Raw genomic sequence first — 15,218 nt, forward strand, 5'->3', positions numbered from 1 at the left:
GTCGCGGACATCTTGGCATGATGAGATGGTAGGAAAAATGCGATACGAGTCGATTCTGGCAGCAGGGGCGGGTCTCGGCTGAGAGGAACGGCATGCTCGACAGAGTCCAGGACGTGCCTTCTGGGGTCGACGCCGTGAAGGCGATCGGCACAGTGTCGAAGGACGACTACAAAGCGGTGATCGAGCCGCTCGTGGACGATGCACGCAGGGAAGGCCGCCGGATCCGGCTCCTGTGGGAAGCCGGCCCGGAATTCCGGGCGTTCACCCCAGCGGCCGGGTGGGAGGACCTCAAGGTCGGGATCGGCTCCATGCGCCTGTTCGAAGGGTGCGCCGTCGTCAGTGACACGGGCTGGATCCGGCAGTCGACCCGGCTCGCGAGCTTCCTGATGCCCTGTCCGGTACGAGTCTTCGGAGGCCAGGATCGCGAAGAGGCTCTGCGCTGGCTCGTCTCACTGCCCGAAGGACCCGGCGTCTCACACCAACTCCTGTCCGGGTCCAAGGTTCTTGTGGTCGAGATCGAACAGCCCTTGCGTACACAGGACTTCGACGCACTGGCGCAGACAGCCGACAGCTGGCTCGAAACTCACGACGAACTGGCCGGTGTCGTGGTGCACGCTCGCGCCTTCCCGGGATGGGAGAACATCGGAAGCCTGCTCCGGCACGTCCGTTTCGTCCGTGACCATCATCGCAAGGTCACAAGGATCGCGCTGGCGGCCGACAGCAAGCTCGCCGACCTCGTACCTCACCTTGCGAACCACTTCGTCCAAGCCGAAGTACGACAGTTCGGGTACGAAGAACTCGACGACGCCGTCGCCTGGGCCTCGAGCCCGCCCGACCGTAACCCCGCCGACGCGCCTTGAGGTGGTAGCCAAGACAACCCTCCCTCCGCCCAGGCGCTACGTCCAAGGGCCGCGCATCGAGCCATAAGGCATTCCGCATCCGCTTTCTTGAGCGAAGTTTGAAGCGGATGCCAGCCACCAACGGCCCTCGAGCGGCCATGCGGCGCAGGTAGGTGCCGGTTGAGATGCGCAGACGCGAGCGGGCAAGGAGAAGATCATGCCCATTGACGGAGAGTGAGCCTTTTCCAACCTGGTAGTAGCGGCCACGAGTTGGATGCTCCTGCGCAACGACGAAGCTCCTGGTAGACGGTGTCACGACCAAGATCCACCGTGCTGCCAGGAGCTTCGCGTGCTTGTCTACCCGTCGTCGATCGACCTGTCCAGTCGCACCCTGCGATATCTGGCCGGACATCTCACCTCCCGGCGGCAGGAGATCGGCACGCGGTGGCGACGACTGGCACCAGGGCGCCAGGCTCTGCTCGCCCTCGCCCACCTGCGGTGTGGTGACACCTACGCCCAGCTTGCCGCTGGGTTCGGCATCGGGATCGCGACCGCCTTCCGCTATATACGCGAGGCCGTCGACGTACTGGCCGCCCTCGCCCCATCCCTGGCCGAGGCGATGAAGACGATCCAGATGAAGGCGTTCGTGATTCTGGACGGCACCCTGCTGCCGATCGACCGGATCGCCGCCGACACCCCGTACTACTCCGGGAAACACAAACGCCACGGCATAAACGTCCAGGTCCTCACCGACCCGTTCGGACACCTGCTCTGGGCCTCGCCGGCTCTGCCCGGCTCGACTCACGACCTGACCGCCGCACGCCACCATGGGATCACCGAAGCCCTCGCTGAGGCGGACCTCAAATGCTGGGCGGACAAGGCGTACCAGGGAGCCGGCAGGCCTGTCCGGGTGCCCTTTCGTGGCCGCCGCCTCAAGCGATGGAAGCGTCGTCACAACACCACCCACGCCAAGATCCGCTGCCTCGGCGAACGCGCCATGGCCACCCTCAAGGGCTGGCGCCTCCTCCGGAAGCTCCGCTGCAGCACGAACCGGATCACGGACGTGGTGAAGGCGGTCGTCGTCCTTCACCACGTTTCAACGTGAGGTTGGAAAAGGCTCACTACATACAACGGAGACCTGGCTGCGCCCCTCGCAGGCGCCGTCACCGGCCGTCTACGGGGTGTCCTCCTGGTCTTGGTCGGATACGGGGTCGGGGTGGAATGGCCTGGTGTAGCGCAGTCCGGTGTCGGGGGTGATGTTGAATACCGCGCACAGGTGTTGCGGATCGGCGCCGGTGACGGCGGCCTCTTCGAGGATTCGGTCCTCGCGAAGTCGCCGTGCGGTGACGGGGAGATCCTTGAGCAGGGGCTGCATCCAGCCGATGGTGGCCGACGTGCGAGAGTGCGCGGTCTGCGAGCTGAGGAAGAGGTGGGGGTTGCGGGTGTGTGGCCAGCGTGCGTTCCGGAGTTGGATGTAGTTGGCGGCGGCCTGGCGAGTGAAGGCGTCGAGGGGATGGTCGGTGTCGACGAACGAGAGTCGGCCGCCGGTGAAGTCGATGGCAGCCAAGGGCAGTGCTCGGGCCTGGTGGGGGTAGAGCGCATGAATGCCGATGAGGGCGATCAGTAGCTTGAGGGCGGGGTCGGTGTCGGCGGCCGCGGCGAGGGTCTGGATCGCCTCGGCGCTCAGCGGCGTGGGCACCGAGGTGGGCTTCGCCCCCAGACGCAGGCCGCGTGCGGGGTTGGTGAACAGCAGCCGTTGGCTCTTGAGGGTCTTGAACATGTTGCGCAGCGCGACGGCATCGTTGTGCGGAGATGAGCAATGGGCAAGCCACTCTGTGAGGTCGGCGCGCGTGACCTGGCGAAGGGTGTGATAGCGCTTCGAGCAGTCGAGGAGGAATGAGGCCGAGGCGTTGACCTGGTTGCGGACGGTGTTGGTCGAACGGGGCCGGCGACGGGGCCCGCCGTATCGGACGATGCGGATCCACACGAGGGCTTCTGCACGGATCTCCGGGTGCACGTCGCTGAGCCGACGGTGGATCCATGCGTCGAGGGGGCCGATGCGGTCGTCGTCGAGGAGGTCGAGGTGAGCGAGGACCTCGGTAACCCGGGTGATGGCACGTCTGACTTGCCGGTGCGGCAGAGTGGCAACGGTGCTGGCCTTGATGCTTTCGTGCGGCCCGTGGACGGCGGTCAGCAGGTACAGGCTTCGCAGCACCCGTTCGCGCAAGGCCGGTGACCAGCCTTGGGCCTCGGCGCTGGCCTCGGCCCGCGCGGAGACGTAGGCGGTGAAGGCGGGGTCGATGGGCTCGACATCGGGCACGGTGACGCGCGACATGTCCCGCTCGGCGATGAACAGCGGCTCCTGACGCCACCGGGGCATCGCCCAGAATGAGCCGCCGACGGGCTGGTGCGCTTCGGGTGAGCCGCGCTCCCGCATCCGGGCGGCAAGGTGGGCCCGCCGGACCAGATCGGCGATGAACAGCTGCTGCCCGGTGGTGGCCGCGGTGGTGAGGTCCGGTCGCTGCCACGTCCGTGGAACGGCTTGGGCCCGGCAGCGGCACAGCCGGCACACCCCGTGCTTGAGGAGCGGCACGGTGCGGCGGCAGGTTTCGCAAGTGCCGGGTTGGTGGCCGCGGTTGCATAAGGAAGTGCAGGCTGCACAGCGGCCGTGGCGGTGCCAGGTGCCCCAGGTGAAGCAGTCGCTTCAGCTGTCCGCGTACGGCATACGGGGATGACAGCGACGGCAGTAGCCGCTGACGTAGTGGGCGTCGCTGCCGCATGCTTTGCAGGCCGGCGGCGGAAGCTCGGGATGCAGACAGCTGAAGCAGCGGAGCCAGCCGTACTCCGCGACCTTGTCGCCGCACTGCTTGCACGGCCGGGGCCGCAGATTCGCAGTGGTGGTTCCGCCCGACCGACCCGACGCTCGATCCTGGGGTGCTCGCCCGCGACCGCCGCTGGGGCGGACGTGCTTGCGGGACTTCTCGGGCTCCGGGGCCAGAAGGTTGTTGGGTTGGCAGCCCAGAACCTCGCAGATGATGTCGAGGTCGTCCAGACGGATGGTGACCGGCTGCCCGGACCACAGATTGGACATCTTCCCCGCGGAGCCATTTCCGCAGCTCGGGTATGTCGTATGCCTTGTCGGCGTGGAGCTTGCGGGGTTTGAAGTTCCAGCCGCGGTGGGGGTCGTGTCTCGTTTGGAGACCGGCCACCATGGGCTTCAGGCCCTGGCTGTCGTGGGCGTTGGCGGCGGAGAGCCCGACGACCAGGGGCAGTCCGTTCGCGTCCGACAGGATGTGCATCCTGGAACCCGGTTTGCCCCGGTCCACGGGGCTGGGACCTGTGAGTCCGCCCCTTTTTTGGCCCGTACCTGGGCGGAGTCGAGGACCACACGGGGCACATCGAGCAGGCCGCACCCGTCGATGCGGTCGAGTACCGCCTCGTGCAGCCGGCCCCAGACACCGGCCCTGGACCAGATCACGAACCGCCGGTGAGCAGTTGACTTGGAGACCCCGAAACACGGCGGGAGAGCCCACCCGACGCCCCTGGGCGCCCCCCTACGAACGGGAGGACCAACCCGACCAACAAGGTAGAGCGGCCTGACCCGACGGCCCTGGCCGAAAACCAGACCGCCCAGGCCAGTCATGACCGGTGCCCCGGAGGATTGCCCCGCCGGGGCACCAGGTGCCTCATTGGCCTGTTACGGCTTTCCCTCCCAGTTCTCCGGGACGAGCGGCGTGGGCATCAGCCACACCGCAAAGGCCACCTGGGCCATAACCTGGAGCATCACAGCCTCGGTCATGGCCGCCCCTATGAGCGGCAGCGCAAAGAACATCATGGGGAAGACCAGCAGGGCCCGAAACAGGGCGACCTCCATGTGCTGATGGGCCAGTCCCGCCACGATCGCCAGGAACACCGTGGGAATGCCGGTGAAGGCCAGCATCAGCAGGCCGACCCGCATGCTATCGAGGAAAGACCATTCCGGGACCACCAGCGCGATGACGATCCAGACGGCCACGTGCAGCAGGACGTATGACAGGACGCACCGTCCCATCCGTCCCAGCACCCGGCGCATGCCGGGGCCGTTCGCTGGCCTGGTGGTAGTCATCAGCACCCCTTCACACACACGTTGTCAGTCCAGGCCTTGTCGATCGGGCCTCGACGCCGGTTTTGGACACGGGGTATGCGGCTTGCGTCAGCGTAGTTGATGTCGTTCGGAGGGCGTTCTCGTAGGCGATGGGGCGGCGGTGTCCGAGGCGGGAGTGTCGGCGTCGGACGTTGTAGCGGTGCAGCCATCGGAACGCGTCGAGCCGGGCCTCGCGCTCGCCGGCCCAGTGCTTGCGGCCCTGGAGGGGCTCGCGTTTGAACGTTGCGTTGAAGGACTCGGCCAGTGCGTTGTCCCCCCTGGAGCCGATCGCGCTCATGGACTGGCGGATGCCGGCCTGGTGGCAGGCGTCGGCGAAGTCCTGGCTGGTGTACTGGGCGCAGTGATCGGTGTGCAGGACCGCTCCGGCGAGGCTGCCTCGGGTGCGTTCGGCAGCGGCCAGGGCGTCGACGACAAGATCGGTGCGCATGTGATCTGTGATCGCCCAGCCGGTCAGGCGGCGTGAGGCGAGGTCGATGACGGTGGCCAGGTAGAGGTACTTCCCGCTCTCCAGAGGGAGGTAGGTGATGTCGCCGACGTACTTCGTGTTCGTCTCGCGTGCGGTGAAGTCACGGCCGATCAGGTCCGGGGCCTTCGTCGCGGCCGGGTCCGCGACCGTGGTGCAGTGCCTTCGCCGCAGCCTCACGCCGGCCAGGCTGATGCTCCGCATCATGCGTACGACCCGCTTGTGGTTGACGCGGTCGCCACCCTCGCGGAGCTCGGCGGTGACCCTGGGGACGCCGTAGGTGCCGTCCGACTGGCGGTGCACGGCCCGTATCCGTGATGCGAGAGCGGCGTCGGCCGCCTGCCGGGCGGCCCGGTCGACGGCGGTGCGGCACCAGTAGTAGAAGCTGGAGCGGGCGATGCCCAGGATGGTGCACAACCGCTTCACGCCATAGTGGCGCCGGTGGTCGGCGACGAACTGGAAGCGGTTCACCAGCGCGTCTCCCCGGCGAAATACTTGGCCGCTCTCCGCAGGAGCTCGCGTTCTTCCTCCAGCTCGCGGATCTTCTTGCGCAGGGCCGCGTTCTCCGCCTCCAGTGCAGTGGGCGGCTCAGCGGACGCCTCGGCCCGGCGACCCCGAGGCCGACTGGCACCAGACGCCCTGACCCAGTTCCGCAACGTCTCCGGGTTCACCCCCAGATCAGCGGCAACCGACCTGATCGTCGCTTCGGGCCGCGGCTCATACAGCGCGACCGCGTCCGCCTTGAACTGCGTCGGACAGTTCTTCATGACCACGAGATGTCCGTTCTCAGATCCTCAGGATCCAGTGTCTCGTGTGTCCAAGATCCGGGGTCAAGGCCCATCGCCCCCCTCGCCCTCCTGCTGGCCAATCTCGGTGCCCTGCACAACCGGACGCTGTTCGCGCTCCTCGGCCCGGTGCACGGTTGCGCCTACCTTCTGATCGTGCTCGGCACCCTGAGCCTTTCAACGGCGACGGCGCCCGCGAAGCTTCTCACTCTCCATCCCCGGCATCGGCGGACTCGCCGCCATACGGCACATCACCCGCCGGCACGGCGGCCCGCACTCCCGGGACAGACGGCTGACGGCGTCCCTCGTTCGGCCGGAGCCCGGCGACCGCACCGGGCCCGGCCGAACGAGGCGCGAGGAATATCAGTCGTTGAACGACGGGTCATCCACGACATACAGCCAGCGTCCGTCGGGCTGCCGGCGGGCGACTTCCGTGGTGACCGTCGTCACCTGAGGCCGCCCGGGGGCGTCGACGGTCGCGACGGACGACAGCAGCGCGAGATCCCCGGTCTCGTGAACACGCCGCAGCTCAAGACCGATCCGTACGCCGCCTTCGACGTAATGCCGCAGGCTCTCGCGCACGGCCTCGGCGCCGGTGGCCGTCGTGCCGGGCCCGGGAACGAACACGGCGCCGGGCTCGTAGAGTCCGGCGAGCCGGTCCAGGTCGCCGGCCGCCAGATGGCGCACGAACAGCTCGCCCAGCTCCTGCGGGCTGCGCGCCGCGTCCTTTTCACCGTCCAGGGACCGGTCCCCCCAGCCCGCGCCGGCGATGAGGTCGTACCAGTCGGGCAGGGCCCGCGGCGGCAGATGGCGGCGCAGCAGCCCGCCAGGGAAGGACAGCGGGCCCGCCTTGAGCGGGTTGTCCTGGGCCTGAGCCACGATCGCGCCGGTCAGGGCGTAGGCGAGGTTCTCGCGGGGGAACGCCGCGTGCACGCGGTCGGCGAAGCCCTCGGGCAGCTGTGTGCGGCCCTGTCCGAGGATGTCCGCGGCGATACCGGCCTGGCAGAGCGCGATCTCCGGCCCCTTGCGCGCGGCGATCTGGTCGGAGGTGTGCAGCGCGATGGCGTCCCACACGATCGCCACATCACTCTCGGGCACTTCGTGCTCGCGCAGGAACCGGGCGGCCAGATCCGCGCCGTCCACCTCGAAACGCTGGTCGCCGTTGCCCTCGTCCGACAGCCCGATGTCGTGGAGCACACTGGCGACGAACACCAGCTCATCGTTGTAGTCGGCGTCCGGGCGCAGCCCCTGCCGCGCGGCGAGGGACCGGCCGAACAGGTAGCCGCGCACGCTGTGCCGGAAGACGTACGGCGCGGTCAGCTCCTCGGCATACCGCAGCGCGGCCACGGCGAGGTCGCTGCCCGGCAGCTCGAAACCGGCGTACGTCTGGGTCGAACGGGATGTCACAGGAATCGATTCCTCACAGGTCATCGGTCCACGGCACGCGCCGTGGCGGATGCCTCGATCCTGTTGCCCCTGGACCCACCCCCACCAGTGGCCGGAATGCCACCATGCGCTAGCTTCTGGCCATGACTGTTGTGTCGATACTCGCGCTCGACGGCGTCCTGCCGTTCGAACTCTCCGTCCCCGGCCAGATCTTCGGCACCGCCAACGAGGCCATCGGCCGTACCCACTACGAAGTCAGGGTCTGCGCCCCCGGCCGACGGGTGACCACCCCCGCCGAGTACGGCGGCTTCCACCTCGCCACCGACTGGGACCTGGAAGCCCTGGCCGAGGCGGACACCGTCGTCATCCCCGGACACGCAGGCTTCCTGGATACCCCGCCCGCCACCGTCGTCGCCGCCCTGCGCACGGCAGCCGGGAACGGCGCCCGCCTCGCGGCCGTGTGCGTCGGCGCCTTCACCCTCGCAGCCACCGGCCTGCTCGACGGCCACCGCGCCACCACCCACTGGCAGCACGCCGCCGAACTCGCCCACCGCCACCCGGCCGTCGACGTCGACGGCAGCAGCCTCTATATCGACAACGGCCCCCTGATCACCTCCGCCGGCGTCGCCGCCGCCCTCGACCTGTGTCTCCACCTGGTCCGCCGCGACCTGGGAGCGGCCCTCGCCGCCACCACCGCCCGCCGCACCGTCATGCCCCTCCAGCGCGACGGAGGTCAGAGCCAGTTCATCGAACACCCCGACCCCGGTGGCCAGGACACCACCCTCCAGCCCGTCCTGCACTGGATGGAGGCCCACCTGCACGAACAGCTGACCCTGGACGACATCGCCCGGCACGGCGCAATGAGCGTGCGCAGCCTCAACCGCCACTTCCGCACCCAGACCGGCACCACCCCCCTCCAATGGCTGCTGCGAGCCCGCGTCCACCGCGCCCAGGAACTCCTCGAAACCACGGCGATCCCCATCGAGCGCATCGCCACCGAAACGGGATTCGGCGCCCCCTCGACCTTCCGCCAGCACTTCGCCCGCCACACCGGCACCTCCCCCCAGGCATACCGGGCCGCCTTCCGCTCCCCCTCACACCCCAAGCCTGCCCCGTACCGCTGACCTCGAGATCACCCGCCAGCTCGCCCCAGCTACCCATACCCTCAAACCGCCTGAAAGAATGATGAAAAGTCACAGAACAGCACCCCTCGCCCGTCGTCCCCGGGCCTGCCCCGCCGCTGTCGCTGCTCCGGCTGCGCGATGGGCGACGGCCAGCCGCAGCCGCCCCGCCGCTTCGCACTGTCGGGGCCGGACGCACCCGTGACCTGCCGGGGAGGTCGACAACCCCTGACTATGCGCACATGAGACCTCAAGTCCAGGCATTCGTCGCCGAGGGCCCGCTCCCTGACGGGGACGCGAGCGAAGAAGAGATCGACAGGCGCGTCCAGCAGCTCGAAGCGATTCCGAAGCCGGTCACGGGAGAGGAAGCCCGTGCGCTCGTCACCTGCTTCGGCCCCGACGACTGCTACGGCGTCGCCTGGCCGCTCCTGCACCTCATCGAGACCGGCCCCAACCCCGTCCTGGCCACCGACCCCGGACCGGACGCCAACGAATGGCACCGGCGGCTCTTCCTCCGCGCCGTGAACGGAGGACTCGTTCCCCGGACTTGACGGCACAGCAACGCGAGGTGCCTGCCGTGCTGTTGTCCCCGCCGCTGCTCGGCTTGCCATGCCCGCCACCGCGCCGGGCTGCGTTCGTCCGGGAGACCGCGAGGCTGGGAGAATCTGTGGCATGAGGACAGCGGAGATCACTGCCGGATGCTGGTCAGGACGAACTTCGCGGACACGGAGCTGCCGGAGGGCAGCGGGGGAGAGGTCGCGACCGTCCACGAGGATCCGGGCACCGGTATCGACATCCGCTTCGGCGACGGACCGCTGATGAACATCCTGGGCCATGGCCTGAACCCGGCGCCCCGGCCGGAAAACTGACCCAGCACGCCATCGCACCCGGCCCGGGCCCAGCTCCCGGACGACCGTCCCCGCCCCGGTCCTGCTCTGCCTGCCCCGCCGTGCCGGGTTCCTGTCGCGCCGGCGGCCAGGCTCGGCTTCGTGTGTCCATGGAGGTCTGGTCACCGCCCCGCCCGCCCGTTGCCGTCGTTTCACCGTGTCGTTGACCACCATCGCCCACTCGCCCCCTCCCGCCGTCCGGGGCCGACCGCCGGGACCCCGAACCCGCCGGCGCACCCGTCCCGCCGACGTCCCTGACCTGCTGCCAGGCCGTGCCCCGTCACCGGGCCGTCGATGCGAGGGGAACCCGCGCCCCGGGTTTTCCTCGCATCGACGGCCCGGCCGCAGTCACGCCCGCCGCCGTACCTCATGTGTGATGAACTATGGCCCGATTTCCAGACGTTGATCTCGTCTCGGCAAGAAAGTGGGAGGGACCGTGAACCTTGGCGGGGGGACGTGGCAGCGGCTGACCGCCGTGGCGCTCGTCATGGCGGTGGCGGCCGGGTGTACGGGTCAGGGCGAAGGGCCGGAGGGCGGGAACGACAAAGACCTGCTGCGGAACCACGACTGGACGCAGATGCCGGGCACCACCGCGCGGAACGGCGTCCTGCGGGTCAGCGCATTGGATCGGCACATCGTGGAGCAGGACTCCTCCGGCGGCCGGCCCAATCCGCCGCTGAACCTGACCGGCCCGCATCTGAGGTCCGACGGCGACTTCACCGTCACCGCACGGATGTCCGGTGTGGGCGACGATGACGGCGACTCATGGCTGCGGCTGTACGGACGGGTACCGGTCATCTACGACGAGTGGCGGCAGGAGCGGCCCTCACTCCGCGTCGGCGTGACCGCCGACGGACAAGTGAAGGTACAGATATGGGACGGCGAGGGCGACGAGCCGGCCACCTCCAAGGTTTTCGACTGCGGCTGCTCCGGGACGGTGACCCTCGCCGTGTCGAGCATCGGTGACACCTTCCGCGTGAAAGCCGACGGGCGGCGGCTGGGAACCGTGCAGGACCCGGGGGTGTTCGCCGAGGGCACTGTCTGGTTCGGCCTGGAGGCGGACGCGGGCGAAGACGAGCGCCGCGAGGGATGGCGTCTGACGCAGCTGATCGCGCGGGCAGAGAGCGGCGACTCGCTCCACGTGGTCAACGCGCCGCAGCTACGCCAGGAACAGTCCGACGACTCGCTGCGTGCGCGGGCCGCAGACGTGGGGCGACCATTCGACGTCGGCGCCGCCCTAGCCGAGAACCCGCTGCTCACCGACTCCCGCTACCGGGCGCTCGCGGGGAGTCAGTTCTCCATGCTCACTCCGGAGAACGCGTTCAAGCCACAGTTCCTCCACCCGCGCCGGGGCGTCTACGATTTTCGCGACGCGGACCTACTCGTACGCTTCGCCCGCGCAAACGACATGAAGGTTCATGCGCACACCCTCGTCTGGCACGAGGCTCTGCCCAACTGGATGCGGGAGAACGACGATCCCGAGGAGGTGCGCCGGACCATGCTCCGGTACATCGCCACGGTCGCCGGTCACTTCAAGGGGAAGGTCGCGGAATGGGATGTGGTCAACGAGCCCATGTCCGACGACAAGGAGAGCTACACCAACGGAGATCTTGGTCTGCGCTCCGAGCAGAGCCCGTGGTTCGAGGCCATGGGCGAGGAGTACATCGACGAGGCGTTCAGGGCCGCCCACCGGGCCGATCCGAAGGCACGGCTGTTCCTCAACGAGTACGGGGTCGAGGAGGAAGGCGAGCGGTGGGACGCCCTTTACGATCTGGTCAAGCGGCTCAGGGAACGGGGCGTACCGATCGACGGCGTGGGTTTCCAGAACCATGAGTACGCACCCGGCGACCGCATCGACCCGGAGACCTTCCGCAGCCATGTGCGGGATCTGGCGGAGCTCGGGGTCCAGGCACGGGTGTCGGAGATGGACGTCCCCATAGGCGAGAACGAGGAGGACGGGCGGGAGACCCAGGCCGACGAGATGGTGGGCAAGCTGCGGGTCTGCCTGGAGGAGCCGAACTGCACATCGTTCTCCACGTGGGGATTCACCGACCGGTACGGTTCCACCGCCGACACCAAGATCTATCCTCCGCGCACGGCCGATTCCCTGCCGTGGGACGCGGCCCTGCGGCCGAAGCTGGCGTACGAGCGCCTGCTCGAGGCCTTTGACGAGGCGTGAGGCATCAGTGGGCGGTTCGTGAGGTGATATCCGTTTCCGGGTGAGGGTTGTGTCAGGGGCGCTGGTCGTGGCGGTGACTATTGCTTCCTGGCGAAGCTGCCCGTGTCGGCTTCGATGAGGGCGCCGAGTTCGACCAGGCGCTTCAGCTCGGCTCGGATGCCCTCGACGTTCTTGGGTAGGAGTTCGTGGCCGAGGACCTGGCAGACGTTCTTGGCTCGTAGTGGTCTGGTCGCCTCGTTGAACACGGTGAGGATGCGGGCGTAGTCCGGATGCTCGGGCAGTTCCGGCGGGAGGCGGGGATCCGGTCCGCGGGCATTGTCACGTTGTTGGCTGCGTGTGCTTCTGACGGCGTGTCGGGCGTGGTGGGGCCGGGTTTCGGGCTGGTGCTCAGGCTTTGGCGGGCTGGCTGGCTGCGGCGGTGGCCTGGTCCCAGATGGCGAAGCGGGTGGTCGTCTCGGTGCGGTGTTCGGGGGTGGTCATCAGGTGGCGGCGGGGTCGGAAGTGGGGCGAGATGTCGCTGAACGTGGCCAGGAACTGCTGGGCTTTGCCGAGGGAGCGGAAGCCCTTCATCGCGCGTTCGCGCCGGCGGGTGGGCTGGTGGCTGTTCTCGGCCCGGTTGTTCAGGCCCTTGTGGGCGCGGTGCTCGACCGAGGGCATGACCTCGCGGTGGGCCGCGCCGTAGGAGCGGAGCTTGTCGGTGACGACCACCCTGGGCACCGTGCGGGTCGTCTTGAGCAGTTTGCGGAAGAAGCGCCTGGCCGCGGCCTTGTCCCTTCGGCCCTGGACCAGGATGTCGAGCACGGTGCCGTCGGCGTCGACGGCCCGCCACAGGTACTTCAGCTCACCATTGATCCTGAGGAAGACCTCGTCCAGGTGCCACTTGTCGCCCGGCCGCACACGCCGGCGGCCCAGGCCGTCGGCGTAGGCCTGCCCGGACTTCGCACACCAGCGCCGGACCGTCTCGTGGGAGACGAGCACACCGCGCTCGAGCATCAGCTCCTCGACCTCCCGGAACGACAACGGGAAACGGAAGGACAGCCACACGCAGGGCGCGATGATCTCCCCCGGGTACCGATGCCCCTCGTACGACGGCGACGCGCTGTCCACGGACCACCCCTCCCGGCACGACCAACCAGGAGATCATCCCAACCGGTCAGCCAACGCGACAGCGCCCTCCGGCGGCTTGATCCTGCGCTCGAACAGCTCGGCTGCCTGCATCTGCACCGACTCCCGGCGCCGACGTCCCTCAGCGATCAGCCCGCCCCATCCGCATACCTCACACACCACGGGATACAGCCACCACTCCAGACCCTTCAGGGACTTCGCGCAGATTCACCCCAACGAGCCGAAGTCAGTATGCAGTTGTCTTGATGGATGGGTCTTGTGCCGCCGGGGCCGAGCGTCTGCCTGGTGGGCGGCCTGAAGGCTCGGTGGCCTGGCCGGGCTTGCGGTATATGCGAAGAGGTGTCCGAGTTCTTTGCGGACCCGGCCGGAGGTGCGTTCCTCGGCGGCAGCGGGGCTCCCAGGCCAACCGGTGGTTGGCGACCAGTGGCCGGGCCAGGCGGAGTTGGGTGTGGGCGGCGAGGAAGAGTCAGGTCCAGCGGCCGGCCTGCTCGGGGGCACGGATGAGTCTGTACCGAACCCGGAACGGTTCAGTACAGAGGCTTTTCAACGAAATGATTTCACTGCCCCTGCCCCTGCCCCTGCCCCTGCCGCTGGGGCGTGAGTGGCGGCTGCGGACAGCCGTGAAGCCCCGGCAGGAGGCCCTCACCTGGGGGCGAGGGGCCCGCACTCGCACCATGTACCACAGACCAGACACAGCGATAGATCAAGGTGCAAATTCGCCCATCACGCCACGGCCACAGGCCGGTAGCAGCGCCCCCTAGACCGTGCGCTGTACCAGTACCCGTCTGCGGGGCGGCTGACCGGCCGCCACCGCCCGGCATTTCGGCAGCGGCCGGTTCACTGCTCCGCCGCACCTGATCCGTAGCAGCCGATGGGCCACCGGGAGAGGCTCGCAGCCGGCGCTCGAACGAGCTGGCTCTCAGGCAGTCGCATGATCGAACGGGTGGGTCCGGACCGATGCCCGCTCGATCACCGGCATGGGAATCAGGCGGCTGCCGGACGGTGCGCTGGGGGAGAGGAGGATTTCGACGGAGGCACGGCCCATGGCCTCGTGTGGCAGTCCGACGGTCGTGAGGCCGGGCCGGAGGTAGGAGGCGAGTTCGTCGTTGTCGAACGAGACCACGGAGATGTCCTTCGGGACGGTCAGACCGTGATCGGCCAGGGCCTGGTACGCGCCGAACGCGAGGCGGTCGTTCATGCACAGCAGGGCTCGGATGTCGCTCCGGCGTTCGAGGAGGGCGTGGGTGACGTCGTAGCCGTGGTGCGGCTCCCAGTCCCAGCACGACTCCTCGGTGGCGAACTGCAGGCATTGTCTGGCCATCTCCGCGCGGATGCCGGCAATCCGCTGCTCGACGGTGGTGGACCGGAAGAGCCCCTTCTCGGCTTCCGCGTTGTGCCCGATGAGGGCAATTCCTTCACGGTGGCCGGCGGCAGCGAGAAGTCTGACTGCTGAGGCACCTCCGGCGGATTCGTCGGGAAGCACCGAAACGGGGTGCTTCTTGTTCGTGGCGTTGAGCATGACGACGCGCGTGGTCGACGGGATCTCGGGCACGAACAGTTCCCGGGCGCGCATGACGGCGAAGATGATTCCGTCCACCTGACGGTCGAGTACAGCGCCAATCGCCTCCGACTCACGTGCTGGGTCGCCACCGGTCTCCAGCACGAGCATGACATGCCCTGCCTGTTGCGCGGCGTCCAGTGCTCCTCGGATCAGGCCGCTCGCGAAGCGGGTGGTGGCGACGACGTCGGAGATGAACCCGATGGTGAGACTCTTGTCGGTTCGCAGGCTGCGCGCCGCGACGTTCGGCCGGTATCCAAGTTCGGCAGCCGCCTCGTGGACCCGGGCGTGCGCGTCGGCGGAGAGCCGGGAGTCGGGCCTGCCGTTGAGGATCATCGACGCGGCGGTCGGGGACAGCCCGGCACGGCGGGCGACATCGGCGAGCGTGACGCGCTTGGACGGCATGAGTTCCTCTCGTGCGGGGCGACGGGACGGCGTGCGTGCCGGTCCCAAGACAATCACAACGTCCTGACCGCTGACTCCTTGACAGGGGGCATCCAGCATCCCAGTATGAGCAGCGCTAAATGCTTTTAGCAGACAGTTTAGCCCGTTTGTCGGGGGTGCTGACCCCCCGGACAGTGGCGGCACCCGCTTGTGGTGCGCAGGGGCAACTTCCACGGAGCACGCTCAGACAACGGAGTCTTGTACATGGCACACAAGTCGATCCGCCCCGGTGAGGGACGCAGAGCCGCATCACTCATGAACTGGAGGTCGGCCGTCACGGCCGCGGT

At 68.4% G+C, this 15,218-nt stretch carries 13 protein-coding genes and 2 pseudogenes; 6 read left to right on the top strand and 9 right to left on the bottom strand.

The features are described 5' to 3' along the window. The first annotated feature begins 92 nt into the window (after positions 1-92). Together ACFYW1_RS04615 and ACFYW1_RS04620 are read left to right on the top strand one after the other, a co-directional pair. The gene (locus ACFYW1_RS04615; protein WP_388986868.1) at positions 93-860 is read left to right on the top strand and encodes an STAS/SEC14 domain-containing protein; all 768 of its coding nucleotides are present in this window, start codon (positions 93-95) and stop codon (positions 858-860) included. Between the two features lie 328 nt (positions 861-1,188). Further along, positions 1,189-1,944 carry a transposase family protein gene (locus ACFYW1_RS04620; protein WP_388986871.1) on the top strand — a complete coding sequence of 252 codons (756 nt, stop codon included), beginning with the start codon at positions 1,189-1,191 and terminating at the stop codon, positions 1,942-1,944. Between the two features lie 69 nt (positions 1,945-2,013). Here ACFYW1_RS04620 and ACFYW1_RS04625 read toward each other — a convergent pair whose 3' ends face one another. The 6 genes and pseudogenes from ACFYW1_RS04625 to ACFYW1_RS04650 form a co-directional block, all read right to left on the bottom strand. Next, on the bottom strand, positions 2,014-3,432 hold the full coding sequence (locus ACFYW1_RS04625; RefSeq protein WP_388986874.1) for a hypothetical protein: 1,419 nt from the start codon (positions 3,430-3,432) through the stop codon (positions 2,014-2,016). A gap of 111 nt (positions 3,433-3,543) precedes the next feature. Beyond that, positions 3,544-3,930 (bottom strand): helix-turn-helix domain-containing protein, encoded by a 387-nt coding sequence (locus ACFYW1_RS04630; protein ID WP_388986877.1) that lies wholly within the window; start codon positions 3,928-3,930, stop codon positions 3,544-3,546. After that, positions 3,884-4,380 (bottom strand): annotated as a pseudogene (locus ACFYW1_RS04635) (transposase); the annotation flags it as partial. The gene ACFYW1_RS04630 and the pseudogene ACFYW1_RS04635, both read right to left, overlap by 47 nt. Before the next feature lie 156 nt (positions 4,381-4,536). Next, on the bottom strand, positions 4,537-4,944 hold the full coding sequence (locus tag ACFYW1_RS04640; protein WP_388986880.1) for a hypothetical protein: 408 nt from the start codon (positions 4,942-4,944) through the stop codon (positions 4,537-4,539). A 94-nt stretch (positions 4,945-5,038) separates the two neighbouring features. Further along, positions 5,039-6,219: pseudogene (locus tag ACFYW1_RS04645) on the bottom strand (IS3 family transposase); the annotation flags it as partial. Positions 6,220-6,594: 375 nt separating this feature from the next. Continuing rightward, positions 6,595-7,638, bottom strand: a complete 1,044-nt coding sequence (locus ACFYW1_RS04650) for a nuclear transport factor 2 family protein (RefSeq protein WP_388986883.1) — start codon at positions 7,636-7,638, stop codon at positions 6,595-6,597. Positions 7,639-7,760: 122 nt separating this feature from the next. Here ACFYW1_RS04650 and ACFYW1_RS04655 point away from each other — a divergent pair, with 122 nt between their 5' ends. From ACFYW1_RS04655 to ACFYW1_RS04670, 4 genes are all read left to right on the top strand, one after another. Next, the gene (locus ACFYW1_RS04655; RefSeq protein WP_388986886.1) at positions 7,761-8,741 is read left to right on the top strand and encodes a GlxA family transcriptional regulator; all 981 of its coding nucleotides are present in this window, start codon (positions 7,761-7,763) and stop codon (positions 8,739-8,741) included. Between the two features lie 239 nt (positions 8,742-8,980). Continuing rightward, positions 8,981-9,289, top strand: coding sequence for a hypothetical protein (locus tag ACFYW1_RS04660; protein WP_388986890.1), 309 nt, complete (start codon positions 8,981-8,983; stop codon positions 9,287-9,289). Positions 9,290-9,436: 147 nt separating this feature from the next. Then, the gene (locus tag ACFYW1_RS04665; RefSeq protein ID WP_388986893.1) at positions 9,437-9,607 is read left to right on the top strand and encodes a hypothetical protein; all 171 of its coding nucleotides are present in this window, start codon (positions 9,437-9,439) and stop codon (positions 9,605-9,607) included. A 454-nt stretch (positions 9,608-10,061) separates the two neighbouring features. Further along, positions 10,062-11,804: an endo-1,4-beta-xylanase gene (locus ACFYW1_RS04670; RefSeq protein WP_388986896.1), complete on the top strand. Its 1,743-nt coding sequence runs from the start codon at positions 10,062-10,064 to the stop codon at positions 11,802-11,804. A gap of 77 nt (positions 11,805-11,881) precedes the next feature. On the opposite strand, the gene ACFYW1_RS04675 is transcribed toward ACFYW1_RS04670, so the two are convergent. From ACFYW1_RS04675 to ACFYW1_RS04685, 3 genes are all read right to left on the bottom strand, one after another. After that, entirely contained in the window at positions 11,882-12,049 is a 168-nt protein-coding gene (locus ACFYW1_RS04675; protein WP_388986899.1) for a hypothetical protein, read from the bottom strand. 142 nt (positions 12,050-12,191) lie between these two features. Further along, positions 12,192-12,911, bottom strand: coding sequence for an IS6 family transposase (locus ACFYW1_RS04680; protein ID WP_388986902.1), 720 nt, complete (start codon positions 12,909-12,911; stop codon positions 12,192-12,194). A 937-nt stretch (positions 12,912-13,848) separates the two neighbouring features. Beyond that, positions 13,849-14,991 carry a LacI family DNA-binding transcriptional regulator gene (locus ACFYW1_RS04685; RefSeq protein WP_388986905.1) on the bottom strand — a complete coding sequence of 381 codons (1,143 nt, stop codon included), beginning with the start codon at positions 14,989-14,991 and terminating at the stop codon, positions 13,849-13,851. Between the last annotated feature and the right edge of the window lie 227 nt (positions 14,992-15,218).

Origin of the sequence: Streptomyces sp. NPDC002669 (genome assembly GCF_042889165.1) — a bacterium.
Classification (GTDB): Bacteria; Actinomycetota; Actinomycetes; order Streptomycetales; family Streptomycetaceae; genus Streptomyces.

Excerpts from the sequence above, each read along its gene's own strand:
- ACFYW1_RS04615 (WP_388986868.1), top strand. The coding sequence starts at position 93 with ATGCTCGACAGAGTCCAGGACGTGCCTTCTGGGGTCGACGCCGTGAAG.
- ACFYW1_RS04630 (WP_388986877.1), bottom strand. The coding sequence starts at position 3,930 with ATGTCCAATCTGTGGTCCGGGCAGCCGGTCACCATCCGTCTGGACGAC.
- ACFYW1_RS04640 (WP_388986880.1), bottom strand. The coding sequence starts at position 4,944 with ATGACTACCACCAGGCCAGCGAACGGCCCCGGCATGCGCCGGGTGCTG.
- ACFYW1_RS04655 (WP_388986886.1), top strand. The coding sequence starts at position 7,761 with ATGACTGTTGTGTCGATACTCGCGCTCGACGGCGTCCTGCCGTTCGAA.
- ACFYW1_RS04660 (WP_388986890.1), top strand. The coding sequence starts at position 8,981 with ATGAGACCTCAAGTCCAGGCATTCGTCGCCGAGGGCCCGCTCCCTGAC.
- ACFYW1_RS04665 (WP_388986893.1), top strand. The coding sequence starts at position 9,437 with ATGCTGGTCAGGACGAACTTCGCGGACACGGAGCTGCCGGAGGGCAGC.
- ACFYW1_RS04685 (WP_388986905.1), bottom strand. The coding sequence starts at position 14,991 with ATGCTGGATGCCCCCTGTCAAGGAGTCAGCGGTCAGGACGTTGTGATT.